The 24,373-nt window shown below is 68.4% G+C and carries 26 protein-coding genes; 9 read left to right on the top strand and 17 right to left on the bottom strand.

The window, feature by feature from the left end; translation table 11 throughout:
* The coding region (locus ACQUQ0_RS07460; protein ID WP_435184265.1) for an endonuclease III domain-containing protein at window positions 1–686 on the bottom strand (686 nt) is incomplete at its 3' end.
* 146 nt (window positions 687–832) lie between these two features.
* Between ACQUQ0_RS07460 and ACQUQ0_RS07465 the strand changes: the two genes are divergently transcribed.
* The gene (locus ACQUQ0_RS07465) at window positions 833–1,231 is read left to right on the top strand and encodes a DUF302 domain-containing protein (RefSeq protein ID WP_435184266.1); all 399 of its coding nucleotides are present in this window, start codon (window positions 833–835) and stop codon (window positions 1,229–1,231) included.
* A gap of 39 nt (window positions 1,232–1,270) precedes the next feature.
* Here ACQUQ0_RS07465 and ACQUQ0_RS07470 read toward each other — a convergent pair whose 3' ends face one another.
* Complete coding sequence (locus ACQUQ0_RS07470) at window positions 1,271–1,705, bottom strand: DUF371 domain-containing protein (RefSeq protein ID WP_435184268.1); 435 nt, start codon at window positions 1,703–1,705, stop codon at window positions 1,271–1,273.
* A 333-nt stretch (window positions 1,706–2,038) separates the two neighbouring features.
* Between ACQUQ0_RS07470 and ACQUQ0_RS07475 the strand changes: the two genes are divergently transcribed.
* A complete protein-coding gene (locus tag ACQUQ0_RS07475) occupies window positions 2,039–2,962 on the top strand; it encodes a coiled-coil protein (protein ID WP_435184270.1) in 924 nt (307 codons plus the stop codon).
* A gap of 127 nt (window positions 2,963–3,089) precedes the next feature.
* On the top strand, window positions 3,090–4,196 hold the full coding sequence (locus ACQUQ0_RS07480) for a DUF373 family protein (RefSeq protein ID WP_435184272.1): 1,107 nt from the start codon (window positions 3,090–3,092) through the stop codon (window positions 4,194–4,196).
* Window positions 4,197–4,238: 42 nt separating this feature from the next.
* Here ACQUQ0_RS07480 and ACQUQ0_RS07485 read toward each other — a convergent pair whose 3' ends face one another.
* The 6 genes from ACQUQ0_RS07485 to ACQUQ0_RS07510 form a co-directional block, all read right to left on the bottom strand.
* Window positions 4,239–4,430 carry a DUF7333 family protein gene (locus ACQUQ0_RS07485; RefSeq protein WP_372389505.1) on the bottom strand — a complete coding sequence of 64 codons (192 nt, stop codon included), beginning with the start codon at window positions 4,428–4,430 and terminating at the stop codon, window positions 4,239–4,241.
* 48 nt (window positions 4,431–4,478) lie between these two features.
* Window positions 4,479–5,303, bottom strand: a complete 825-nt coding sequence (locus tag ACQUQ0_RS07490) for an aldo/keto reductase (protein WP_435184273.1) — start codon at window positions 5,301–5,303, stop codon at window positions 4,479–4,481.
* Between the two features lie 53 nt (window positions 5,304–5,356).
* Complete coding sequence (locus ACQUQ0_RS07495; RefSeq protein WP_435184275.1) at window positions 5,357–6,592, bottom strand: digeranylgeranylglycerophospholipid reductase; 1,236 nt, start codon at window positions 6,590–6,592, stop codon at window positions 5,357–5,359.
* A gap of 290 nt (window positions 6,593–6,882) precedes the next feature.
* Entirely contained in the window at window positions 6,883–7,971 is a 1,089-nt protein-coding gene (locus ACQUQ0_RS07500; protein ID WP_435184276.1) for a DoxX family protein, read from the bottom strand.
* A 60-nt stretch (window positions 7,972–8,031) separates the two neighbouring features.
* Window positions 8,032–8,895, bottom strand: a complete 864-nt coding sequence (locus ACQUQ0_RS07505; protein WP_435184278.1) for a 2-oxoacid:ferredoxin oxidoreductase subunit beta — start codon at window positions 8,893–8,895, stop codon at window positions 8,032–8,034.
* A complete protein-coding gene (locus ACQUQ0_RS07510) occupies window positions 8,892–10,646 on the bottom strand; it encodes a 2-oxoacid:acceptor oxidoreductase subunit alpha (RefSeq protein ID WP_435184279.1) in 1,755 nt (584 codons plus the stop codon). The genes ACQUQ0_RS07505 and ACQUQ0_RS07510 overlap by 4 nt, the downstream gene beginning before the upstream one ends.
* A 320-nt stretch (window positions 10,647–10,966) precedes the next feature.
* On the opposite strand from ACQUQ0_RS07510, the gene ACQUQ0_RS07515 reads away from it, so the two are divergent.
* A complete protein-coding gene (locus tag ACQUQ0_RS07515; RefSeq protein WP_435184281.1) occupies window positions 10,967–11,605 on the top strand; it encodes an FAD-dependent oxidoreductase in 639 nt (212 codons plus the stop codon).
* Between the two features lie 91 nt (window positions 11,606–11,696).
* Here ACQUQ0_RS07515 and ACQUQ0_RS07520 read toward each other — a convergent pair whose 3' ends face one another.
* From ACQUQ0_RS07520 to ACQUQ0_RS07535, 4 genes are read right to left on the bottom strand one after another with little or no spacing between them, the layout of a single operon-like run.
* Window positions 11,697–12,632, bottom strand: a complete 936-nt coding sequence (locus ACQUQ0_RS07520) for an ABC transporter permease subunit (RefSeq protein ID WP_435184283.1) — start codon at window positions 12,630–12,632, stop codon at window positions 11,697–11,699.
* Window positions 12,625–13,458 (bottom strand): ABC transporter ATP-binding protein, encoded by an 834-nt coding sequence (locus tag ACQUQ0_RS07525; protein ID WP_435184286.1) that lies wholly within the window; start codon window positions 13,456–13,458, stop codon window positions 12,625–12,627. Before ACQUQ0_RS07525 ends, ACQUQ0_RS07520 begins: the two co-directional genes overlap by 8 nt.
* Window positions 13,455–15,533: a NosD domain-containing protein gene (locus ACQUQ0_RS07530; protein WP_435184288.1), complete on the bottom strand. Its 2,079-nt coding sequence runs from the start codon at window positions 15,531–15,533 to the stop codon at window positions 13,455–13,457. Before ACQUQ0_RS07530 ends, ACQUQ0_RS07525 begins: the two co-directional genes overlap by 4 nt.
* Complete coding sequence (locus ACQUQ0_RS07535; protein WP_435184290.1) at window positions 15,533–16,159, bottom strand: nitrous oxide reductase accessory protein NosL; 627 nt, start codon at window positions 16,157–16,159, stop codon at window positions 15,533–15,535. Before ACQUQ0_RS07535 ends, ACQUQ0_RS07530 begins: the two co-directional genes overlap by 1 nt.
* Window positions 16,160–16,320: 161 nt before the next feature.
* Here ACQUQ0_RS07535 and acs point away from each other — a divergent pair, with 161 nt between their 5' ends.
* On the top strand, window positions 16,321–18,300 hold the full coding sequence (gene acs, locus ACQUQ0_RS07540) for an acetate--CoA ligase (protein ID WP_435184292.1): 1,980 nt from the start codon (window positions 16,321–16,323) through the stop codon (window positions 18,298–18,300).
* A gap of 96 nt (window positions 18,301–18,396) precedes the next feature.
* Here acs and ACQUQ0_RS07545 read toward each other — a convergent pair whose 3' ends face one another.
* Together ACQUQ0_RS07545 and ACQUQ0_RS07550 are read right to left on the bottom strand one after the other, a co-directional pair.
* Window positions 18,397–18,936 (bottom strand): type IV pilin, encoded by a 540-nt coding sequence (locus ACQUQ0_RS07545; RefSeq protein WP_435184295.1) that lies wholly within the window; start codon window positions 18,934–18,936, stop codon window positions 18,397–18,399.
* Between the two features lie 171 nt (window positions 18,937–19,107).
* The gene (locus ACQUQ0_RS07550) at window positions 19,108–19,863 is read right to left on the bottom strand and encodes a GNAT family N-acetyltransferase (RefSeq protein WP_435184298.1); all 756 of its coding nucleotides are present in this window, start codon (window positions 19,861–19,863) and stop codon (window positions 19,108–19,110) included.
* Between the two features lie 177 nt (window positions 19,864–20,040).
* On the opposite strand from ACQUQ0_RS07550, the gene ACQUQ0_RS07555 reads away from it, so the two are divergent.
* Window positions 20,041–20,460, top strand: coding sequence for a DUF7510 family protein (locus ACQUQ0_RS07555; protein WP_435184300.1), 420 nt, complete (start codon window positions 20,041–20,043; stop codon window positions 20,458–20,460).
* Here ACQUQ0_RS07555 and ACQUQ0_RS07560 read toward each other — a convergent pair.
* Window positions 20,457–21,512 carry a glycosyltransferase family 4 protein gene (locus ACQUQ0_RS07560; RefSeq protein ID WP_435184599.1) on the bottom strand — a complete coding sequence of 352 codons (1,056 nt, stop codon included), beginning with the start codon at window positions 21,510–21,512 and terminating at the stop codon, window positions 20,457–20,459. The genes ACQUQ0_RS07555 and ACQUQ0_RS07560 overlap by 4 nt on opposite strands.
* A 134-nt stretch (window positions 21,513–21,646) precedes the next feature.
* Between ACQUQ0_RS07560 and ACQUQ0_RS07565 the strand changes: the two genes are divergently transcribed.
* Both ACQUQ0_RS07565 and trxA read left to right on the top strand, forming a co-directional pair.
* Window positions 21,647–22,315, top strand: a complete 669-nt coding sequence (locus ACQUQ0_RS07565; protein ID WP_435184302.1) for a 2,5-diamino-6-(ribosylamino)-4(3H)-pyrimidinone 5'-phosphate reductase — start codon at window positions 21,647–21,649, stop codon at window positions 22,313–22,315.
* Between the two features lie 83 nt (window positions 22,316–22,398).
* On the top strand, window positions 22,399–22,737 hold the full coding sequence (gene trxA / locus ACQUQ0_RS07570) for a thioredoxin (RefSeq protein WP_435184305.1): 339 nt from the start codon (window positions 22,399–22,401) through the stop codon (window positions 22,735–22,737).
* A gap of 78 nt (window positions 22,738–22,815) precedes the next feature.
* Here trxA and ACQUQ0_RS07575 read toward each other — a convergent pair whose 3' ends face one another.
* Entirely contained in the window at window positions 22,816–23,004 is a 189-nt protein-coding gene (locus tag ACQUQ0_RS07575; RefSeq protein WP_435184308.1) for a hypothetical protein, read from the bottom strand.
* Between the two features lie 209 nt (window positions 23,005–23,213).
* Between ACQUQ0_RS07575 and ACQUQ0_RS07580 the strand changes: the two genes are divergently transcribed.
* Complete coding sequence (locus ACQUQ0_RS07580) at window positions 23,214–23,939, top strand: ribosome assembly factor SBDS (protein WP_435184310.1); 726 nt, start codon at window positions 23,214–23,216, stop codon at window positions 23,937–23,939.
* Between the two features lie 34 nt (window positions 23,940–23,973).
* Here ACQUQ0_RS07580 and ACQUQ0_RS07585 read toward each other — a convergent pair whose 3' ends face one another.
* Window positions 23,974–24,306 carry an FUN14 domain-containing protein gene (locus ACQUQ0_RS07585; RefSeq protein WP_435184311.1) on the bottom strand — a complete coding sequence of 111 codons (333 nt, stop codon included), beginning with the start codon at window positions 24,304–24,306 and terminating at the stop codon, window positions 23,974–23,976.
* Window positions 24,307–24,373: the final 67 nt, after the last annotated feature.

Here is a 24,373-nt window from a genome sequence, read left to right on the forward strand (position 1 = left end):
ACAGGTTCGCGGCTCGACGCTCCGAGACGAACGTCTTGACTGGGAACATCGTTCGTCGGGTGACGCGGTCGCGTCACTCTTGCCCGCTGTGACTTCCAGCTACTGCTGAGATCTGACCAACAATCGTTTACCCAAGAGCGCACCGGAAAGACGCCGTCGCGGCCGCCGGCGAAGAGCAGCACGCAGTCGGCGGTCTTCGGCCCGACGCCGTGGATGTCGAGGAGCGCGTCCCGCACCTCGCCCGGATCGCCCTCGGTCACGAACGCGTCGAAGCCGTCGGCGCCGCCGTACTCCTCGCAGATCCGCTCGGCCGCGCCGACGATCATCTCCGACTTCTGGTTGTATAGCCCCGCCGAGGAGATCGTCTCCGCCAGTTCGGACTGCTCGGCGTCCGCGAGCGCGGCCGCCAGGTCGTGGTCGCCGTCGCTCGATGTCTCCCCGGCCGAACCGTACCGCTCCATCAGCGCGTCGTGGGCGGGCTGGCTCGCCACGTCGCTCGTGTTCTGCGAGAGGATGGTCCGCACAAGCGACTCGAAGGCGTCCTTGCCGCCGTAGGTCTTCTGCCAGTACAGCCGGCCGAGCTCGTCGACGACGCCCTCGGCGCGCGTCCCAGCGTCCCCGGATTCGAAGGCCGCCGCGGTGGCGCCGTCACCGCCGCTGATGTTCTCCCGCGGTTCCTCGGGCATACTCGCGGCTTCGGATCGGATCGAAAAAAGCCGTCCGGCCGCGGATCGGCTGCCGACGGCCCCCCGACACCGTGGACCGATCCACCACCGCGCACCGTAAGAGTGTAGTCCGTGTCCGGCCTCTGTAATCGTGTGGAAAATAGACTATGACGTACACGACATCGATATCCGTCGACGGGGCGTTCGAGGACGTGGTCGAGACGACGACGGACGCGCTCGCAGCGGAGGGCTTCGGCGTGCTCTGCGACATCGACGTGCAGGCGACGCTGAAGGAGAAACTGGGCGAGGAGTTCCGCGACTACCGGATCCTGGGCGCCTGCAATCCCGAATTCGCCCATCAGGCGATGGAGGAAGAACTGGAACTGGGCGCGCTGCTGCCCTGTAACGTCATCGTCTACGCGGACGACGACGGCGGCGTCGTCGTTAGCGCGGTCGCGCCCGACAAACTGCTCTCGGTGGTCGAAAACGACGCGCTCGACCCCGTCGCCGACGAGGTGGACGAGCGGCTCCAGTCGGCGCTCGCGACCGTCGAAGCGGCGTACTGACGGCCTTCCGTCGGGTCGCGCAGACGGACACTGTCCATCCTACTCGACGACCAGCTCGAAGCGGAGGTCGGCCCCGTCCGCGAGCGCCTCGACGAGGTCGCGGTCGACGTCTGCGGCCGCGCCGTCGGCGTCGACGAGCACCGTCCGATCGTCCACGTAGTCGCTGGTGCGACCGACGTGGCTCCGCTCGTTCTCGAAGGAGAGGTCCGGATCGCCGCTGCCGGTGATCGTCTGGGTGTAGGTGTCGCCGTCGTCGGTCGTCGCGGTGAGGGTCGCGGTGATCGTCGCGTCGGCGTCGCAGCAGGCCGCGACGAAGTCCGCGTCGAAGTCGGCCGGCACCCGATCGGCCTCGACCGCGAGGATGCAGTCGCCGGCGGGGGTCAGCCAGTCGTCGCTCGTCACCTCGAACGTGCTCGCGTGTTCGGCGGATACGTTCTCGTGTCCGCGCGCGCGAACGACCTCTCGCAGCGTCATACTGCCGACTCCGGGACTCCCGGGTAAATCCCGACCGATTCCGCGCCGCGATCGGCCGTCCGTATGCGAACAGTTCCCACTTTTGTTTATATACGACTCGTGTACACTGCGAACGTCTCACAAGGCCCGTATGGGGTGTGAGAGCGGCTTTCAGCCCGTCAGTCCACCGGCAGACTTATATGTAGTAGTCGACAACTGGTAGGTACCAGAACGCCTCCGGCGTTCCGGCGGCACAGCACGCAGAATGATCGGGAATTCTTATCCACGGTCGGCAGCGATCCACCAGCGGCCGCCACGGTCCGGAGCGGTGATGGTATCGAGGTTTGATTACGTATGGTAACGAAGCAAGACGTTCTTCAGGAATACGACGTACAGGAACTCAAAGACGAAGACAACATCGAGCTCACCGACGACAAGCTCGAAAACGGGTCGAAAGGCCAGCTCATCAAGGTCGCCGGACAGCTCCGGGACCGACGAAACGAGCTCAATCAGATGGCCTCCGAGCGCGCCTCCAAGCGCGACGACCTGAACGCCAAGACGCGCGAGAAGGTCGACGAGGCCCAGGAGCACCGCGAGAAGCGCGACGAGCTCAACGAGCAGGTCCAGGAACACAAAGAAAAGCGCAACGAGCTCAACGCGGAGGCCAACGAGCTCTTCGACCAGGTCGAAGAGATGAAAGAGGACCTGGAGCTCGACGACGGCAAGGACATCGAGGAGCTCGAAGACGAGATCGAGCAGCTCGAGTTCCGCCAGCAGACCGAGGTCCTCTCGACGGAGGACGAGCGCGAACTCATCGAGAAGATCGAGGACAAGCGCGAGGAGCTCCGTCAGAAGAAGGAGAAGGTCGAAGACAGCGGTGAACTCGAAGCGCTCATCGAGGAGGCCGAAGAGGTCCGCTCGGAGGCGTCCCAGCACCACCAGAAGGTGACAGAGCTCGCCGACGAGGCCCAGGAACACCACAACCAGATGATCGAGGCCTACCGCGAGGCCGACGATATCCGCGACAAGGCCGACGCGATGCACGAGCTCTTCGTCGAGGCCCAGGAAGCCGCCGACCGCCACCACGAGGACTTCGTCCGCGTCCAAAAGCGGCTCCGCGAACTCGACAAGCAGGAGGAAGAAGAGCGCGAGGACGAGCGCGCCGAGGAGCGCGAGGCCGCCAAGGAGGAGGCCGAAGAGATCTACCAGAAGTTCAAGGAAGGCGAGACCCTCGACACCGAGGACCTGATGAAGCTCCAGAAGACGGGGCTCCTCTAAGGGCTGACGCTTCCGGATTCGACGCGGCCGTGGTTTTTTCGACGGGACGGACGTGACACGCAGCCGTAGCTTCGCATCCCTGTCGCTGACCGGGAGGACTTTAACCGAGTGAAGCCTTCACACGACCGTGACCACACTCGTCCTCTGTGTCGATCGGTCCGACGACGTCGGTCACGCGGCCGGTCTCGAACTCCCGATCGTGGGGTGGGAGGCCGTCCAGTCGCTCGTGACCGACGTCGGCCTCGCCGATCCGGAGGATTCGAGCGTGAACTGCCTGCTGGAGGCGCTGCGGGTCGCCCGCGACCTCCGCGACGAGCGCGAGGAGACCGTCGTCGCGGTCGTCGCGGGCGGCAGGGACTCGCTCGTCGGCGCCGACCGCTCGCTGTCGACCCAGGTGGACGCGCTCGTCGAGGAGTACGACCCCGACTCCGCGATCGTCGTCCTCGACTCCGCGAACGACGAGCGGGTCGTCCCCGTGATCGAGAGCCGCGTGCGCGTCGACTCCGTCGACCGCGTCGTCGTCCGGCAGGCCCACGACATCGAGTCGACGTACTACCTCCTCAAGCAGTTCCTCGGCGACGAGGAGCTCCGATCGACGGTCCTGGTGCCCCTGGGGGCGACGCTGCTCTTCCTGCCGATCCTCCTGACGCAGTTTCCGCCCGCCGTCGCGCTCGCGGGGCTGGCCGCGGTGCTCGGGGCCGCGCTGCTCTACAAGGGGCTCGCGGTCGACGAGTACCTCGCCGAGGTCCCCGACCGCGTCCGCGCGGCGCTGTACTCCGGCCGCGTCTCCGTCGTCACCTACGCCGTCAGCCTCGGGCTCGGCCTCGTCGGCATCTTCCTGGGGGCGCTGTCGGTATCGCCGCAGCTCGGCCCCCAGTCGGTCGTCCTCCGGACGATGCAGTTCACCTACAACGCCGTCCCCTGGCTCGCGCTGGCCGCGCTCACCGCCAGCGCCGGCCGGCTGCTCGACGAACTCATCGGCACCGACGGCGTGAGCACGCCGTACCTGAACCTCCCGTTCGGCGTCGTCGCGCTCGGGCTCGTCGTCCGCGGCTTCGCCGGGTGGTTCCTCCAGCGCGAGGCCGTCCTGCCCGACCCGTTCATCTTCGGATACGTCGTGACGCCCCAGCAGCGGCTCGCGGCGTTCATCCTCGCGGGGATCGTCGTCAGCATCGTCGGCGTCCGCGTCGCCGCCAGCGTGAGCGGCGAGTCGATCGAGGACGTCGTGCAGTAGCGCGGTAGGCCGAAAGCCGCCGCGCCGGATTTCCCCGCTATCTCAGGTCCCGGCGCGGTACTCTCCGTGTTTGACGCCGATCGCGACGCAGATCACGCCGAAGACGAGCATCGACGGCGTCACCATCATCAGCACCGTGCTCGTCGCCATCACGCCCGACGCGACGAGGACCGCCGTTCCCACGGCGACGAGCGCGACGAGCGCGCCCACCGTGGTTCCGAGTGTGAAGTCCATACGGGTCGTTCGACCCCGACCGACAAGGCCGTTGCGCCCGCCGGTGCCTCACCAGGGCGAGAAGCTGGGGTCGACCTGGCGGTCCGTCCGGTCGATGGCGTCGATGGCGGCCACGTCCTCGTCGTCGAGGTCGAGGTCGACCGACGCGAGGTTGTCGAGAACGTGCGCCTCGCTCGTCGCTTTCGGGATCGCCGTCACGCCCTTCTCGCGGAGCCACGCCAGCGACACCTGGGCCTCGCTGACGCCGTGTTTCTCCGCGATCTCGGTGATCTCGGGGACGTTGAACACCTCGCCGCGAGCCAGCGGCGAATAGGCGACGACCTCGACGTCGCGGTCGGCGCAGTGCGCGCGGAGCTCCTCCTGGGGGAGCAGCGGGTGGAGCTCGACCTGGTTCGCGAAGATCGGCGCGTCCGCGTGGTCGATGGCCTCGTCGACCTGTTCGGGCAGGAAGTTGCTGATGCCGATCCGCTCGACCTTCCCCGCGTCGACGAGCTCGTCGAAGGCGCGGAGCGTCTCCTCGGGGTCGTACGCCCGGGAGGGCCAGTGGACGTACATGAGGTCGACGTAGTCGACGCCGAGCTTGTCGAGGCTCGCCTCGGTCGTCGAAAGCACGTCGTCGTACGCGAGGTTGTCGATCCAGACCTTCGTCGCCAGGAAGACGTCCTCGCGGTCGACGTCGGCCGCCTCGATCCCGCGGCCGACGGCCTCCTCGTTGCCGTAGGCCTGCGCCGTGTCGACGTGGCGGTAGCCCTCGTCGAGGGCGGTCTCGACCGTGTCCGCGCAGGTGTCGGGATCGTCGTTCTGCCAGGTGCCGAGGCCCAGCATCGGCATCTCGCTCGCGAGCGGCACGCGTCGCTCACCTTGCTGACTCATATCCGAGCGGAGACCCCTCGGACGGTTAGGGGTTTGGATGGCGGCGTGTCAGGTCACTCGGCGAGCCGCTGTTTCGCAAAGCGCGCGAGGAGCGGCACGTCGTCGAGGTGGATGAGCTTCGAGAGGCCGCGGACGCTGCCGTCGTTGGCGTCGCTGAGCGTCTCTACATCCATCGCGTTCAGGTCGTCCATCAGGCGGTCGTAGCGGTCGTTCGGCGCGAGGTACAGCAGCTGGGTCATCGTCAGCCGCGTGCGCATATCCGGGGCGACCCGGGCGTGCCAGAGGTCGTCGTAGAGCGACATCGCTTCGGCGGAGGTGTCTCGAACGGACCCCATCAGGCAGCGGTCCGCCGTGATGGCGGCCGCGCGCGCGGACTCCATACACTTGTGGATGCCCTCGCCCCACAGCGGGTCGATGGTGGGCACGGTGTCGCCGATGGCCATGAAGCTGTCCGTGCTGAGGTCGGCCGGCATCTGGATGTGTGCGCTGCCGCGGTGCTGCTGTTTGTCCGCGATGCGGTGGGCGTCGGCGAACCGGGGGTCGGTCTCCAGCCAGTGATTGAGGTGGTCGTCGATGCTCTTCGAGGCGTCGCCGAACCGCTGGTAGCTCTCGTTTTGGATGTAACACAGGCCGACTTTCGCGGTGTCGCCGCCCGTGTGGAAGATCCACGAGTACCCGCCGGGCGCGTACTCGTGGTCGAGGCGCAGCATCATCGCGTCGGTGAGGTCTGCGAACTCGGGGTGGTCGACGTCGACGCCCTCCATCTCCCACTCGATGCCGACCGCCTGATTCTGCCGTTCGAGGCCGCAGACGTCGAGCTTCTTCGCGAGCGGCGCCGCCGGCCCCGTGGCGTCGATGACGATCTCTCCGAACACCTCCTCGTCGCCGGCGTACCGGACGCCGACCACGTCGCCGTCCTCCACGACGGGGTTGTTCACGCGCGCGCCGAAGCGGTACTCCGCGCCGTGGTCGCGCCCCTCCGCGACCAGCCAGCGCTTGAAGTCCGCGAATTCGAGGACGGCTCCGGGCTGGTGCTGGACGAAGTGCCTGTTGGGAGATTCGAGGACGACCTCGTCGGTGTAGTTCATCACGACGTTGTCGGGGATCCCAAAGGCGCCCGTCATCGACGCGAACGTCCCCGCCGTGGACTTGTTCGACTGCCGGGGGAACCCGTCTTCGGGCTCGGCCTCGAGCACGAGCACGTCGTAGTCGCGCTGTGCGAGGTCCCGCGCGCACTGTGCTCCGGCCGGCCCTGCACCGGCGATGACGACGTCGTAATGTTCAGACATGGCGTACTCCCGTGGTGTGCGTCGGCTGCGCGCCCCGGCGCGCCAGTGCGGTTGTCGCACAGACGCCGCGTGGCGAGCGCTGTTCCCCCCGCACACGTCTTCGGTCGGGCGTCACGGCGTCCGCGGTCATTGGTATTACTGTAAATCGGGGCGCGGGTAAAAAACGCGCCGGAACATTCCTGACGCCCACGAGAGGGCGTAATTCGGGACTCGGGATTCAGGATTCGAAGTGATCGACGCCGCGGTCGGCGAGCACGCGACCGCCGCGAGGGCGTCGGCCTCGACCGCCGCTACACCGCCGGGCGTTCGCCCCCGCCGGCGCCGGCGCCGATGCGACGACGGAGGGCGGGGATGACCGTCCCGTCGAGCGAGAGCGCGCCCGCGCCGGTCACCATCAGCGCCGACGACAGCCCGAAGAGCGTGACGTGGGCCAAGACCGGATCGTCCGGGAGGCCGAACAGCGTCGTCGTCAGGATGACGAACGCCGCAGTCGCGGTCCCGCGGGTGAACGTCCCGGTGAGGAGGAACACGCCGACGACGGCCTCGGTGAGGCCCGCGCCGAAGATCCACAGCTCAGGCGAAACGGGGACGACCGCGGTGAGCCCGTACTTCTCCACGACGGCCGCCGCCTGGGCGGGCTGGAGCCACTTCTGGACGACGCCCAGGTACACGAAGTTCGCGCCGAGGAAGACGCGGATCAAAAGCGGCGCGGTCCCCTGGGTCAGGCCGAGCTCCGAGAGGACGTCCTCGGGCTTGGGGAACCACCTGAAGCGACTGAGGAGGGTCCCCTCGGCGGCCACGATCCGCCTGAGCATCATATCGGCGCTGGGCTGGCCGGGCCCCACGACGAAGATGCCGAGGAAGCCGGCGACGTACTCGCTGGCGAGGAGGAGTTCGGGAAAGGCGCCCGCGAGCGCCCAGAGGTACGCGAGCAGGCCGACGGCCGCCACGACGCGCGTCAGCAGGCCGAACAGCAGGAGGAATCCGATCCCGACTTGGAGGAGCCGCGCGTCGGCGGTGACGGTCGGCGAGAACAGATAGCCCGAAAAGCCCGCGCCAACGAGCGGCAGGCCGACCGAGAGCCGGAGCATCCACGGCAGGTACGGGCGGTACGACGCCAGTGTCCGCCGGGCCACCTCGACGTCCCGCAGGGACGCCGAAAAGCGGAGGTACCCGAGGGCCGCCACCGCGACGGAGGCCCCGCCGCCGGCGAGCAGCGCGAGCGCGAGCGGCGAGGACATCACCGCCGCGAAGAGCTCCGCCGCCGATCCGGGCGCGGTCTCCTCTGTGACGTAGTCGACGTGGGCCGCCGCGGATCCGGTGGCCACCGCGAGCGCTCCGACTGTCGCGCACACTGGACGCAGGGCTCTTCGGGCCATACGCCTATGATACGAAGCGACACGGGAAAAACGGTGCGCCGCGGGACCGCCCCTGGCCCCTCAGTAGAACTCGCGGACGAGGTCCATCGCGCCCTCGGGGGCGCCGTCGTCGATCTGGGACATGTCGGCGTCGACGCCGTGTTTCTCGCTGTAGGGGATCGACTTCTCGGACTGCCAGATGACGCCCTGGTACTCCTTGCTGGCGTCGAGGATCTTCTCCTTGGCGGCGTCGTAGTCCGTGCGGTCGTGGCCCTCCTCGGCGACGTCGACGAGGTTGTCGCGGAAGTAGTCGTAGGTGTCGACGTCGTTGAAGGTGACGCAGGGACTGAAGACGTTGACGAAGCCGAAGCCGTCGTGTTCGATCGCCTCCTGGACGATCTCGGCGTGCCGCTGGGCGTCCGTCGAGAACGACTGCGCGATGAACGTCGCGCCCGACGCGAGCGCGAGCGCCAGCGGATTGACCGGGGGCTGCTGGGGCCCTTCGGGCGTCGTCGACGTCTCGAAGTCCTTGCGCGAGGTGGGCGAGGCCTGACCCTTCGTGAGGCCGTAGATGCGGTTGTCCATCACGACGTAGGTCATGTCGACGTTCCGGCGGACGGCGTGGACGAAGTGGCCCGCGCCGATCGAGTAGCCGTCGCCGTCGCCGCCGGCGACCATCACTTCGAGGTCGGGGTTCGCGAGCTTGACGCCGGTCCCGACCGGGAGCGCGCGCCCGTGGACGCCGTGGAGCGCGTAGGAGCGCATGTACGTCCCGATCTTCCCGGAACAGCCGATTCCGGCCACGACGAACGTGTTGTCGGGGTCGTTGCCGGTGTTCGCGAGCGCTTTCATCATCCCGTTCATCGTCCCGAAGTCGCCGCAGCCGGGACACCACGTCGGTTGCTTGTCCGATTTGAAGTCGGTGAAACGTACGTCTGAGCTCATTGGTCTGCCTCCTGGAGGGTCGCTTTGATGTCGTCTGCGAGTTCGTCGGCTTTGAACCGCACGCCGTCGTACTTGTTCAGGCGGTCGACCCGCGAGAGCGTGTCGTGTTCGACGACGTCGGCGAACTGCCCCGTGGCGTTACACTCGACGACGATGACGTTCTCCGCGGACTCGACCTCCGCTGTGAGGTCCGGCCGGGGGAACAGATACGGCACCGAGAGGAACCGGACGTCGACGCCGTCCTCTTCGAGGAAGTCGATCGCCTCCTCCATCGCGCCCTCGTTCGACCCCCACGAGATCACGAGGTTCTCGGAGTCGGGGTCGCCGAACTCCCGCGGCTCCCAGTTTTCTTCCGCACGCGCGGTCTCGACCTTGCGGTTGCGCTTGTCGACTTGTTCGACGCGCATCTCGGTGTCTTCGGTCCGGCGGCCGAGCTCGTCGTGTTCGAGGCCCGTCGACATGTGTGCGCCCTCGGCGGTGCCGGGGAACGCCCGCGGGGAGACGCCGTCGTCGGTGAGGGCGTGCGGCTTGAACTGGCCCTTCTCGTTTTGCCACTCCTCGATGGACTCCTCGTCGACGACCTTGCCGCGCTCGATCTCGACCTCGTCCATATCGAACGTCTCCGGCGGGAAGGTCTGTTCTGTGACCGCAAGCGAGAGGTCGGCGGCGATGTAGACCGGCGTCTGGTACTTCTCGGCGAGGTTGAACGCCTCGACGGTCTTCCAGAAGCACTCCGAGATGGTCGTCGGCCCGAGGACGAACCGGGGGATCTCGCCGTGGCCGCCGTAGAGCATCATGTTCAGATCGCCCTGTTCCTGCTTCGTCGGCATCCCCGTCGAGGGCCCCGAGCGCATCACGTCGACGACGACGAGCGGCGTCTCGGAGGTCGCCACCAGGCCGAAGGTCTCGGCCATCAGGTCGATCCCGGGCCCGGAGGTCGCGGTCATCGAGCGGGCGCCGGCGCGCGCCGCGCCGAGCGCGATGTTGATCGCCGAGAGCTCGTCTTCGGCCTGGACGACGTGGCCGCCGAACTGCTCGATCCGGCCGGTGAGGTACTCCATCACGTCGGTCGCGGGCGTGATCGGGTAGCCGGCGTAGAACTTACAGCCGGCGGCGATCGCGCCCATCCCGATGGCCTCGTCGCCGTTCAGGAGGACGTAGTCCGAATCCGTCGTCTCCAGTTCGTAGTCGAAGTCGTGGTCGTACTCGTCGGCGACGTAGTCGCGGCCCTTCCGGGCGGCCTCCTTGTTGTTGTCGACGAGGGCCTTCCCCTTCGAGCCGAAGCGCTTCTCCAAGGCGCTGTCGAGGTTCTCGATCGGGAAGTCCGCGACCTCGCAGGCGGCGCCGAGCGCGACGACGTTGCGCATAATCGCGCCGCCGGCCTCCTCGGCGAGGCGCTTGAGGGGGACGTTCAGCCCGATCATCCCCTCGGGGATCTCGACGTTCTCCATCGTCGTGCGCTCGCCGTCGTAGATGATGACGGAGCCGTCGTGGAGCTCGTCGAGGTTCTCCTCGATCGTGCGCGGGGTCAGCGCGATGAGGACGTCGAGCCGGTCGACGACGCTCTGGACGGGATCGACCGCGGTTCGAACCTTGTACGCCGTGTAGCCGCCACGGATCCGGGACGCGAAGTCCTTCGACGTGAACACGTGTCGCCCGGCCCGAGAGAGTGCCTGGGCGAAGATTTTTCCCGTCGAGTCGATGCCATCGCCGGCTTCCCCGCCGATGGCCCAGTTGAAGTCCGCAGGCATGTGGCTAAGGGGTTGCCCAGGCCCGAACAAAAGCCTTCTGAAAAGCCTTGAAAAAAGAAACGGTTCGAGACAGCCAAAAGTTAACAGTAACAGGGATTATACGGAACATAAATTTAATAATTAATATAATATGCCGATATACTCGTCTAGAATGGCCAAATGTAAACCCCAAATTTCCGGTCGCGAACGCCGTCGACTCGCCGGTTCGGCGGCACTTATACCGGCGGTTCCTCGTCGTCGTGCGCGCGAGCGGATCGGTGGGGACGTCGACTACGAGGCCGGAAGGCAAAGGCCTTCTCGCCGGATCCGATAGTGGGGATATGGACGCGACAGTCACCGTCAGTGCGGTCCGCGACGTCGGGCCCCACACGATCGCACTCGAACTGGAGTCGCCGGAGGGATTCGACGCCGAGCCCGGGCAGTTCGTGAAGCTCCGCGGCACCGTCGACGGCGAGGACTACGCCCGGTTCTACACGCTCTCGTCGCCGGACGCAGACGCGACGTTCGAGGTCACCGTCGGCGTCGACCCCGACGAGGCGGGCCCGTTCAGTCAGTACCTCCTCGACCTCGCCGCGGGCGACACCCTGGATATCTCCGGGCCGTTCGGGCGGAGCTTCTACGACGGGGAACCGCGCGCGGTCGTCCTCGCGGGCGGCCCGGGGATCGGCCCCGCGGTCGGGATCGCCGAGGCGGCCGTCGCCGGCGGCAACGAGGCCGCGATCGTCTACCTGACGGACGCTCCGGCACACGAGGATCGCCTCGACGCGCTCGAAGACGCCGGCGTGTCGATCGTCGTCACCGACGGCGACATCACGGACGCGGTCGCCGACGCGGCCACCGGCGCCGAGGGCGAGCAGATCTTCGTCTACGGCTTCGCCGACTTCGTCGACGACGCGACGGCGGCGCTCGAAGCGGCGAGCGTCGACACCGACCGGGCGAAGTTCGAGAATTTCGGCTGAGGAGAGATGCGACGTCGAGAAGGTCGGAGCGCCGGCCGAGCCGGCGGCGATCGACCCCGAACGACGATTTAAATAGTCCTCTAGGGACGCATCACCTCTCGGTCTCGATCTCGTCGACGACGGGCCAGACCCGCCAGACGGCGATCGCGAGGGCGCCGAGCCACCAGAGCAGGAGGCCGAACGCGTTCGCCAGCGCGTTCCCCGCGGCGACGTCGGCCCCGCCGACGACGCCCACGGCCGACGAGAGCACGAGCCCGCGGAACGCGCTGTTGGGACTCAGCGCCAGCAGCGCGGCCACTACCTCCTCGGAGACGACGCCGCTCGCCAACCCGGCCACGAGCGCCGTGTCGATCCCCAACACGAGCGTCACCGCGAGCGCGGCCGCGAGCGCGAAGGCCGTCCGGACGGTCCGGGCCGCTGCGGAGATGGCGACCGTCGCCGCGAGGACGACGAGCGTGAACGCCGCCGCGAGCGCCACGAAGCGGACGTAGCGGACGCCCGAGTCGGCCGCGGCGTTGATCGCCAGGAACGTCGGGATGTCCGCGGTGAGAAGCGGGACGAGCAGGCCGACGGCGACCAGCGCCCCGACGACGACGCTCACGAGCGCCAGCGCGCGCCCGAGGTAGATCCCGCCGACGTAGGCGAGCCGGGGGACGTCGAAGGTACGGAGGACGTCCAGTTCGCCCGTCTCGCGGTCGCCGAGGACCGATCGGTATCCGAACGCGACGGCCAAGAGGGGCACCAGCACCTCGACGAACGTGAGCAGGTCCAGCGTGAGGGGGACGAACCCCCCGCCGCCGCCCGTGCCCGCCCAGGCGACGGCGACGACGCTCGCGACGAACGCCGCAGACAGCGCCAGCAACGCGGGCGTCCGGGCGATGGTCCGGAGTTCGCGCGTCGCGACGACCAGCAGATCGGTCCGGACCCGCTCGGAGCGGGTCCACGTCGTCGCATCGGAATCCCCGTCGGGGGCGTCTCCGTTCCCTCCGCCCGTCGCCCCGCTCGCCTCGCCATCCGCCTCACTCATCGTCGCGCACCTCCGTTTCCTCGGCGTCGCGCTCGCTCCCGTTTCCGCCGGCGCCGGCCCGCACCGTCGACTCCCCGGCCTCGGCTCGGACGAGCCGGAGGAACGCCTCCGAGAGCGATGCGGTACCGGTCTCCTCGAGGAGCGTCGCGGGCGCGCCGCTCGCCACGAACCCGCCGTCGTCGAGGACGTAGACGGTGTCGGCGTGGGCCTCGACGGCCGGGAGTTCGTGGGAGGCGACGACGACGCCCGTGCCCTCCGCGGCGAGGTCGCCGACCACGGCGAACAGCCGCTCGACCATCGCGGGGTCGAGGCCGCTGCCGGGCTCGTCGAGGAGCAGGACCGCGGGATCGCCGAGGACGGCCTGCCCGAGGCCGAGCAGTCGGGTCATCCCGCCCGAGAGCGAGCCGACCGCGCGGTCGCCCACGTCCGCGAGGCCGACCCGATCGAGCGTGGCCGCGACGTCGTCGCTCCCGACGCCGGGGAGCAGCGAGGCGTAGAACTCCAGGGTGTCCTGGGCGGTGAAGCCCTCGCGGAACGCGGGCTGCTGGGGGAGGAAGCCGACGCGTCGGGCGCCCCCGGCGCCGCTCGGGACCGCGACGTCGCCGCCGGCGGCCTCGTCGAGGCCGGCGAGGGCCCGGAGCAGGGTCGACTTCCCCGATCCGTTGGGACCGACGACCGCCGCGACCTCGCCGCGCTCGACCGTCAGGTCCACGCCCGAGAGCACTTCGACGTCGCCGAACACCTGTTCGATACCGTTTGCGCGCAGAGCGACCGAATCCCTGCTCGGACCATCGCTCGCGCCGTCGTCGCTCGCGTCGTCGCTCACGCCGCCTCACCTCCGGTCGATCCGTGTGTCGGCTCGGGGACGGGCGTGCTCGACCTGTCCGCGGTGGCCGATTCGGACGCGTTCCGCGCGGCCGCGACGAGGTCGGGGTGGAAGGGCTGCGTACGCGCGGCGGCGTCGACGACGCCCGACTGCCGGAGGCCGGAGACGGCGTCCTGGACTCGCCGGAGCGTCGCCACCGCGGGCGACTGCGCGAGCGTCGTCGCACCCGGGACCTCGCCGAGCCGGGAGTCCACCGCGCCCGTGGGCCGGTACGGCCGGTCGTAGACGCCGTCGTCGTTGGCGTCGGGGATCGGCAGCGCGCCCCAGTGGTTGCCGACGCCGCGGTGGGACCACGTCCGGAGCGGGCCGAGCGAGGACTCGACCGCGCGTCCGTTGCCGACGAAGTCGTTGCGGACGACCCAGTTCGACGGCAGGATCTCGCCCGCCCGCGCGCCGACTCGGTTGTCGACGACGACGTTGCCGACGAAGGCGTTCCGGTCGCCCGCGACGGTGATCCCGTACTCGTTGCCGGCGACGACGTTGCGGGCGTAGTAGGAGGCGCCGCCCGCGGGCACGACGCCGTAGGTGCTGTCGCGCACGTCGTTGCCGACCACGAGGTTCCCCGTCGGACGCGTCATCACGATCACGCCGGCCTGGGCGTCCCGGACGGTGTTGTTCGCGACCAGCGACGCGGAGGTGTACATCTCGTGGACGCCGTACCGGCCCGGGTCCGCGTAGTTGTCGCGGATGACGCTCCCGTCCGCGCGGTGGGTGTAGACGCCGTCTCGGCCGCCGAGGAACGTCGAGTCCTCGACGACGCTCGGCGCGCCGATGAGCACGACGCCCATGAAGCCCTCGCTGGCCGTGTCGGCGCCGCGGACGGTCAGATTCGAGATGACGCTCCGCGGGCTCTCGCGGGCGATGACGCCGCTGGCGGGCGTGTCGATCGCGACGTTCGCGACCGATGCGCCGGCCGCCCCGTCGAGGACGATCCCGGCGTCGCCGTAGCCGTAGGCCAACTGGACCGTGGTGTCCCAGTCCGCCGACTCGTTCCGGCGCCCGCGGCCGCGGCTGCCGACGTCGCCGACACCCGCGATCCGGAGGTCCGTCACGGCCGCGCCGTCGGCCCTGACCACGACGACGGTCCCGTTGCCGTCGCCGCGGAGGGTCGTCGAGGGCGCGGCTCCGTCACCGTCCCCTCCGCCGATCGCAGTCGCACCAGCGCCAGCGCCAGCCAGCGTCACCGAGCGGTTCAGGACGACCTGGTCGACGTCGTAGCTCCCGGCCGGCACGTAGACGGTCGTGTTCGGCGGCGCGCTCGCGACCGCGGCCGCGACCGTCGGCGCGGTCTCTACGTCCGCAGGCGTGCCCGAAGCCGCGGCGCCGCCGCTGCCGACGACGACGCTCACGGGTCGGTCACGTCGCGCGGCGGCCTCGCCGACCGTTCGGTCCGCCCAGGCGTGACGCTCCTCGATCGACGCCTCGAACTCGGCCAGTCGGGCGTCGAGCGGGTCGCCGACGCTGTCTTTCAGCGCCTCCCAGCCGACGATCGAACCCCCGTGCGCCGCGGCGAACCGCTCGGCGTCGGCGCGCTCGGCGAAGGGCACGACGATCGGCCCCGAGGGGATTCGCGCCGCGCTGCCGACGACGAAGTGAGCGCTCTCGGCGGGCGTCCAGCCGACCGCGCGGCCGCGCTCGGGGACGACGTACCCCTCGTCGGTCAGGGTCGGCGTGACCGTCGAGAAGTCCGAGACGTAGACCGCGAGCGGGTCGCCGAACTGCCGCCGGGCACTCGCATCGCCGAGTTCGCTCGCGACGGTCTCGATGCCGACGTAGCCGACGACGTAGCGGTATCCGGAGTAGAACACCTGAGCCCGGGGGAGCGCGAACCCCTCGGCTTCGGCCCGCCGGGCGTCGACGCCCGTGCCGCCCATACTCACGGTGTCTTCGAAGTCCACGGGGCTGAGCGTCTCGCCGCTGGCCGGCGTCAGCGCGAACGAGAGGCCGGCGACGACGAGCACGAACGCGACCCCCGCGGTCAGCCACGCGGTCCCGGACGGCGAGAGCAGCGCCATCACTTGCCGAGGCCGGCGACGACCTCCGGGGTCACGCCGTCGTGGGTCGCGAGCGACCCGCCGTGTTCGGTCTGGAACGCCTCCGCGTCGCTTTCGCTCGTGAACGCGATGAGGTCTCTGCCCATCGTCCCCTTCACTTCGGAGTCGACGACGTAGGTCACGTCGCCCGCCGGCGCGAACGCCGACGCCTCGTAGTGTCGCGAGATGAGGGTGTCGCCGCCGTCCTCGAACACCTCGTAGTCGACCGCCGAGTAGTCCGTCACGTAGAAGGCTACGTCGTCCCAGCCCCGGTTCTCGCGCTCGAACTCGTACTGGTAGGCCTCCCAGGTGCTGTCGAACCGCGCGGGGTTGTCGTGGCCGTTCGGCCGCTGGTCCGCGTAGAAGATCTCGGTCGTCGGTCCCGGGTGCTGCCGGATCGTCATCCCGCAGACGTCGCAGGTGGCGCCCTCGGGGACCGTGACCGCCGCGGGCGCGTCGGCGCCGTCGCTGTCCCCGTCGCTCCCGCTGCCGAGACACCCGGCCAGAGCCGTCGTCGCCGCGCCGGCCCCGGCGAGGAGGAACGGCCGCCGCCGGACGCCGTCGGTGTCGATACGGGCGTCGCCCGCCGCCCGTCGCTCGTCTCTCATACGCGTGCGTAGAGGTGCGCCGGATAAAACACGCGGGTCGGTTCCAGCCTTATGAGAACTGTTTGGAATATTTACAATATCGAGAAATACCGATCGTGGGACGGACCGTGCGAACGAGTCGCGAGGATTTATGAACTGGTGATAGAATGTTTCGAACGAGTATGACCGACGACGGAGACGGAGACCTCGAAGCCCGCCTCGTCGAACAGGAGACCTTCGAGCCGTCCGACGAGTTCGTCGAACAGGCGAACGTCTCGGACGAGTCCATCTACGAGGAGTTCGAAGAGGACTGGCCCCGGTGTTGGACCCGCGCGGCCGACCTGCTCGACTGGGACTCGCCGTACAGCGAGGTGCTCGACGACTCCGAGGAGCCGTTCTACGAGTGGTTCGCCGACGGCACCCTGAACGCCTCCTACAACTGCGTCGACCGCCACGTCGAGCGCGGCGACAAGAACCGCGCCGCGATCAAGTGGGAGGGCGAACACGGGGAGACGCGCACCTACACCTATCAGGACCTCTACCGTGAGGTCAACGAGTTCGCCGCGGCGCTCCGCGACCTCGGCGTCGAGGAGGACGACGTCGTCACGCTGTATATGCCGATGGTGCCCGAGCTGCCGATCGCGATGCTGGCCTGTGCGCGGATCGGCGCGCCGCACTCTGTCGTCTTCGCGGGCTTCTCGGCGGACGCGCTCGCGACCCGGATGAACTCCGCCGACTCGCGGTATCTGATCACCTGCGACGGGTACTACCGCCGCGGCGACCCGCTCGACCACCTCGCGAAGGCGAACGAGGGCCTCGCGGGCGTCGACCACGGCGTCGACGCGACGGTCGTCGTCGACCGCCTCGGGGAGGACGGCTTCGGCCACGACCTCAGCGGGAACCAACACGACTGGGACGACCTCGTCGCCGACCACCAGGGCGCCCGCGTCGACCCCGTCGAGCGCGACGCCGAGGATATGCTGTTCCTGATGTACACCTCGGGGACGACCGGCGAGCCGAAGGGCGTCAAGCACACCACCGGCGGCTACCTCGCATATGCGACCTGGACGTCCCACGCCGTCCTGGATCTCGAACCCGAGGACACCTACTGGTGCTCGGCGGACATCGGGTGGATCACGGGCCACTCCTACATCGTCTACGGCCCGCTCGCGCTCGGCACGACGACGGTGATGTACGAGGGCACGCCCGACTACCCCGAGCGCGACCGCCTGTGGGAACTGGTCGAGAAGTACGCCGTCGACGTGTTCTACACGGCGCCGACGGCGATCCGGGCGTTTATGAAGTGGGGCACGGAGTACCCCGAACGGCACGACCTCTCCAGCCTGCGACTGCTGGGGACGGTCGGCGAGCCGATCAATCCCCGCGCGTGGAAGTGGTACTACAAGCACATCGGGAACGAGGAGTGCCCGATCGTCGACACGTGGTGGCAGACCGAGACCGGCGGGATGATGGTCACCACCCTGCCAGGCGTCGGCACGATGAAGCCCGGATCGGCGGGCCCGCCGCTTCCGGGCATCGACGCGCGCGTCGTCGACACCGAGGGCGAGGAGGTCGGCGCCGGCCGCGCGGGCTATCTGACGGTCGACAAACCCTGGCCGGGGATGTTGCGGACGCTGTACAACAACGACGAGCGGTTCATCGGGGAGTACTGGGAGGAGTACTCCGACCCCGACGCAGACGAGTGGGTGTACTTCCCCGAGGACGGCGCGAAGATCGACGACGACGGCTACATCACCATCCTGGGCCGCGTCGACGACGTGATCAACGTCTCGGGCCATCGCCTGGGGACGATGGAGATCGAATCGGCCATCGTCGGCGTCGAGGGCGTCGCCGAGGCCGCCGTCGTCGGCGGCGACCACGAGGTCAAGGGCGAGGCCGTCTACGCCTACGTGATCCTCGAAGACGGCTACGGCGGGTCCGAGGAGATGCGCGAGGCGATCATCGAAGGCGTCGAGGACGCGATCGGCCCGATCGCCCGCCCCGAGCAGGTGATCTTCACGCCCGAGCTCCCGAAGACCCGGTCGGGGAAGATTATGCGCCGCCTGCTGGAGGAGATCGCCAACGGCGAGGAACTCGGCGACACGACCACCCTCCGCAACCCCGAGATCGTCGAGGAGATCCAGGCGAAAGTACGGGACTGATCTGTCGCCGAGATCGGCCGTCGGAACGACGCACCACCGACGGTGAGACGCCGCGGGGCGGTTCGCGGACCGAGACCGGAGCGCCCGCGAGCCCCCTCACGATGGCGCTTCGATCGTCACCGTCGCGATCTTGTACGCGGCCTCACCCGTCGGCGTCCCGGGGTTGACTCCCTCCACGGGCTGGCTCGCCCAGTAGATGCTGATCGTCACCTCCTCGAATGTACCCGCCGGGTCGAGGTAGGCTGTCTCACCAGCCTCCCACGTCTCGCCGATGCCGACCTGCGGCGGATTGTCGCCGCTCGACTCGGTGAACTTCTCCCGCTCGCTGGCGTGATCGTCGTTTGCGGGCGTGGAACTGTCTCCGGGTTTTCCGCCGATATCGAGCGGTTTCGATCCGGAAACGTAGAGGTGACCCGTGCGGACCGCATCGCCCGCACCGAGCGTGATCGCGACCGCGTGCTCCCCGTCGTCGACGGCGTCGCTGAGGCCGGCCGACACCTCTATCAGCGGCGCCTGAGGTTGCGTACTGGACGTGCCCACCGTGTAGATACTGATGACCGTGCCGAGGATCACCACGATCGCGATCATCAGGGACACCGAGACGACGGTGGACACAGCGCGGGAGTGCTGTGGCATATGTTCCTCGTCTGATGGCTATCCGTGATAAGCCTGCGGTCCACGGTACAGATCGTGATAATTGCACCGCCCCGGCTCGCGTCACGCCCGAGAGGTGTCGAGCGGGCGATCGACGGACAAATCCGCACGCGCACAGCAGCAACCCGAACGTCCCGATGAAACCGCGGGTGATCAGAGGTAAGCGGCGTCCCAGCGGGCGGGCTTGCGTCGGTTGCCGCAGGCGTTGCACTCCAGGCGCTCCATCGTGTCCATCGCGATGTCGAGGCTCTCGTCGACGCCGCACATCCAGCCGTACTTCTCCGTCCGGTCGCCGTCGAGATAGACCGCGAAGAACGGCGCGTCCGAGCCCCGGACGGACTCGTCGTAGGCGACGTGGACCGTCGTCCCGTCGGCGTCGCGCTCGACGAGCCCCGTGGGGTCGGTCTCCTCCTCGTCGAGGAACGTCGAGTAAACCCGCTCGGTGAAGGTCTCGCCGTGGATCTCGACGGGCCGTTCGCCGACCACGCTGAAGCCCTGTTCATCGTAGAACGAGACGCCCTCTTCGTTCTCGGTGAGCACGCGGCCCTCCAGGCGGTCGACGCCGCCGTCGACGAGCTCCTGTTCGAGCCGCGCGAGCAACTGCGAGCCGATCCCCTCGCCGCGGTGCGCCGGGACGACGTGGAGCCAATCGAGGTAGCCGACGGTCTCGCGGCCGTCGGAGATCTCGCTTTGGGCGAATCCGACGACGCTCCCATCGTCCTCCGCGAGGACGAACACCTCGCTGTCGTCGCCGAGCGAGTCCGTCACGCGCTCTGTGCTGTACCACTTGTCGACGGCCGCGGTGATCACGTCCTCGTCTATGGCGTGGCCGTAGGAGGCCCGTAACGATTCGGTGGCGACCCGGCGAATCTCGTCGACGTCGTCCGTCGTCGCATCGCGCACGTCCATAGTAGTCGATTCGGCGTCCTCCTACTTGACATTCAGGGACATCGGCGCCTGGGTGGGACTCTTTCCCAATACGAACGGAGGTACCCGGAAATTACTGAATGGATGTCAAATTCGACGCGCCGACGGCGGCGTGAAGCGCGCCCGAGCATATAAGTGCGCAGCGAACGCCCTCCCGGTATGAGCGGCCCCGACGACGGGACGACGGACGAGGCGGCCGAAGACGCCGGATCGGTCACCTTCACTGTCGCCATCGAGAACGGCGAGACGATCATCACGATGCGCGGCGACCGCGACACCGCCGTGATCGTGCGCTCCGAGATGGGCGAGCGGATCTACCTCCCGCCGGAGGACTTCGAGCGCGAGGCCGAGAGCGCGAGCCCGTATGGGGGCGCCGAGGATGCCAGCCCCTACCGCGGCGCCGAGAGTTCCAGCCCGTATCAGGGCGCCGAAAGCTCCAGTCCCTACCGCGGCATCGAGAGCGACAGCCCGTATCAGGCCGCGCGCGAGGAGCTTCCGAGCGAGGGAATGGTCCCCACCGCGGACGGCTATCGGATCCGCCACCCCGAGTCCGCACGCGACGTGCGCGTGTTGCGCTAAGAACCGCTCGCTTCCTGACTCCCGTCGCCGAGGATCTCCTCGTAGAAGCCGACGGTTTCGTCGACGACTTCCGCCCAGGTGATCGGCTCGTACTCGGGCGTCCCTTCGAGGTCGAGGCCGCGTTCGATCCCCGCGGCGATCGACTCCGAGTCGGGGTCGACCTCGACGACGCAGTCGTCGGGAAGCACCTCGTTGACGCCGCTTTCTGTCGCCACGACGCGGGTCCCCGCCGAGAGCGCCTCCGTGATCGTGATGCCGAACGGCTCCGCGAGCGACGGCGAGACGAACAGGTCCGCCGAGGCGTAGTAGTCGCCGAGTTCCTCCTCGGGCACGTAGCCCACCCACTCGATCCGGTCGTCGACGCCGAGCAGTTCGGCGAACCGCTTCAGCTGATCGGTGAGGTGACCCGAGCCGCCCATCACGAGCGTCACGTCGTCGCGGCGGAGCTTCTCCAGGGCGTAGACCAGGTGGGAGATGCCCTTCTGGTCGGTGTGGCGGCCGACGAAAAAGAGCATCTTCCCGTCGATGCCAAGTTCGGCCTTGTAGTCGCGGCCGGTCGTCTCGCACTCCGAGAAGCCGTTGTAGATGACCCGGCAGTCGCCGCCGTACTGCCTGCGCACCTCGTCGGCGGTGAGCTGGCTCACCGCGATCAGGTGGTCCGCGCGCTCGACGAGGCGCCGCTCGGTCTCGACCTCGCGCTTCGGCGGGTCGACGTTCCGGTCGTTCGAAAGCGAGTGGAAGGTGGTCACCCACTCGACGTCGGCGTTCGAGGCCGCGCGCGACCCCGGGCCGTAGCCGAACCAATCGTGGGTGTGGATGAGGTCCGCGTCCGCGGCGCGCTCGGCGAACGTCGAACTCATCCGGCCGACCCGGGTGATAATGTCGCCGTCGCCGGTCGGGACGGCGACGATTCCCTCCCGGTCCCGCGGCGCGTACTCGGCGGGGAGCACCAGTTCGACGTCGAGGCCGCGCGCCCGCATCCCGTCGAACAACTCCCCGACGTGGGTGTCGAGTCCGCCGCTCACGTTCGGGGGGAACCCCCAACCGAGCATCAGCACTTTCGGCGACATCACTTTCGAACCACCACGTTCGATCACCTAAGTCCTGTCGCCGCGGCAGCGCCCGAGGGGCCGTCAACCGACGATAAACCGAAATCCGCTTGACGTATCGGCGTCAGAAGCCCCGTATGCACGTCGTCGTCAACGCCGCCGTCAGCGCCGACGGGAAGCTCTCGACGCGCCGGCGCGAGCAGGTCCGGATCAGCGGCCCCGACGACTTCGACCGCGTCGATCGGCTCCGCGCGGAGAGCGACGCCGTCCTCGTCGGCGTCGGCACCGTGCTCGCGGACGACCCGCACCTCACGCTCGACGATCCCGACCGCCGGGAAAATCGGGAGCGGCGCGGCGAGGAGCCCACCCCCGCCCGCGTCGTCGTCGACTCGACGGGGCGGACCCCGACCGACGCGCGGATCCTCGACGACGCGGCGACGACGTACGTCCTCGCCGCGGAGGCCATCGCCGACGAACGCCTGGCGGCGCTCGAATCGGCGGGCGCGGAGGTGCTCGTCGCCGGCGAGGAGCGCGTGGCGCTCGCGGCGGCGCTCGACGCGCTCGAAGACGAAGGGATCGAGGCGCTGATGGTCGAGGGCGGCGGCGAGGTCATCTTCTCGCTCTTCGAGGCCGGTCTCGTCGACGAGCTCTCCGTGTACGTGGGCTCGCTGCTCATCGGCGGCCGCGACGCCCCGACTCTCGCCGACGGGGAGGGCTTCGTCGAGTCGTTCCCCCCGCTCTCGCTCCGGGAGGTCTCTCGGATCGACGACGGCGTCCTCCTGCGGTACGACGTCGGGACTGAGTGAGCCGCGGCGCCGACTCCGGCGGTCGTGCGGCGGTCGCCCCAACCCTCGAAATAGGTAAGAGGCTCCCCCGACTACGGGACGGTATGAGTACGCCAGAAGCGACCGGCGCGCCGATCCACATCGAGAGCCAAGCGCAGTTCGACGAGCTCGTGGCCGACCACGACGTCGTCCTCGTCGACTACCACGCCGAGTGGTGCGGCCCCTGCAAGATGCTCGAACCGACCGTCGAGGAGCTCGCCGCCGAGACCGACGCGGTCGTCCTGAAGGTCGACATCGACGAGCACCAGGACCTCGCGCGCGAGGCGGGCGTCCGGTCGGTCCCGACGCTGGAGTTCTACAAGAACGGCGAGTCCCAGGACCGCGTCATCGGCGTCCAGGACAAAGACGACCTCCTCGACGTCATCGAGGAGCTCTCGGCCTGACGGACGCGAACGTCGGCGAACGTCGGTTCCGGAGTGAAAGCAGAGAACGAAGAAAGAGGGAGACCGCAGACCGCGTTTTCACTCGATTTCGACTGCTGTGATCGGGGCGAGTTCGACGTTGTGCCCGGTCTCGGCACGATGGGCCTCCAGCTGCTCTTGGGCCACCCGTTCGCCGGCGATCACGGATTCGGTCGGGCAGTCGTGACAGACTAGGTGGTAGACGGACCGTTGCTCCTCGGAGGTGTTGGTGTCGACGGCGCGTGTCATAGTTGAACAATATCCTCGACAAATATAATTAATGGTGAATTACGGGGCCGACCGCTCGGTGTAACCACTGATTAATCGGTGAGCACTGCAACCACGGCCGTGATCGATCCGGGCGCTCAGGTCGACGGGGTACGGTGATCCGCGGCCGACCCGGCGGCGACGCGGCGCCGCGGGGAGGGCTTTTTATCCCCGAGAGAAAAAAAAGCGGTATGATCTCACTTGACGAGGCCGTGACGGCTCGACTCGAATCACACGGCGAGCGGTTCGAGGTGCTCGTCGATCCGGACGCGGCGCTGGCGATCAAACGCGGCGAGTTCGAGGGCGACCTAGAGGACGTGATCGCCGCCGAGGACGTCTTCGAGGACGCCTCCCGCGGCGATCGGCCCGCCGAATCCGATCTAGAGACCGTCTTCGGGACGACAGATCCCCTGGAGATCATCCCCGAGGTCGTACAGCGCGGGGAGATCCAGATCACGGCCGAACAGCGACGCGAGATGCAGGAACAAAAGCGCAAGCAGCTGATCAACCGCATCGCGCGGAACGCGGTGAACCCCCAGATGGACAACGCGCCGCACCCGCCCGAGCGGATCGAGCGCGCGCTCGAAGAGGCGGGCTTCCGCGTCGACCCGATGGAGCCGGTCGAATCGCAGGTCGACGACGCGCTGGACGCGCTGCGGCCGGTCATCCCGATCCGGTTCGACGAGGTGACCGTCGCGGTCCAGATCCCCGCGGAGTACGCCGGCAAGACCCAGGCCCAGGTCCGGGAGTACGGCGACCTCGAACGCGAGGAGTGGCAGCCCGACGGCTCGTGGGTCGGCGTCGTCACCTTCCCCGCGGGGATGCAGAACGACTTCTACGATCTCGTGAACGAACACACCTCCGGCGAGGCGGAGACCCGAATCATCAAGGACAAAGACGAACTCAGCACGCGATAGCGGCGGTAGCGGCCAAAAGCGGCGCCGAAGACGATTATCCCTTCTTGAACCCGACCAGGAAGCCGCCGGTGAAGCCCGCCGAGATGGACAGCGTCGAGAGGATCGTCGAGAGCCAGTCCGGCGGGGCGCCCGTCGCGACGTTCTGGGCCGGCTCTATGATCCCCGCCGTGAGCCGCTCCCAGTCGACGCTGAGGATGCCGCGCGATTCGAGGAACTTGAAGAGCGCGAGTTCCAGGCCGACGATCACGGCGATGATCTTCGCGACCTTCTTCGCCGCGAACCCGATGATCCCCCCGATGACCGCGCCGCTCCCGAATTCGAGGCCGAGCTGGGTCGGGTCCAGGGACAACTGCAACGACTCGAACATAGCTGACCTCCGCTTCGGCGGTATAAGTCGTTTGTGGAGGTTCGGCCCCCGATCGTTCACGCGACCT

Source organism: Halobellus sp. EA9, assembly GCF_051195055.1.
Taxonomy (GTDB): Archaea; Halobacteriota; Halobacteria; order Halobacteriales; family Haloferacaceae; genus Haloquadratum; species Haloquadratum rubicundus.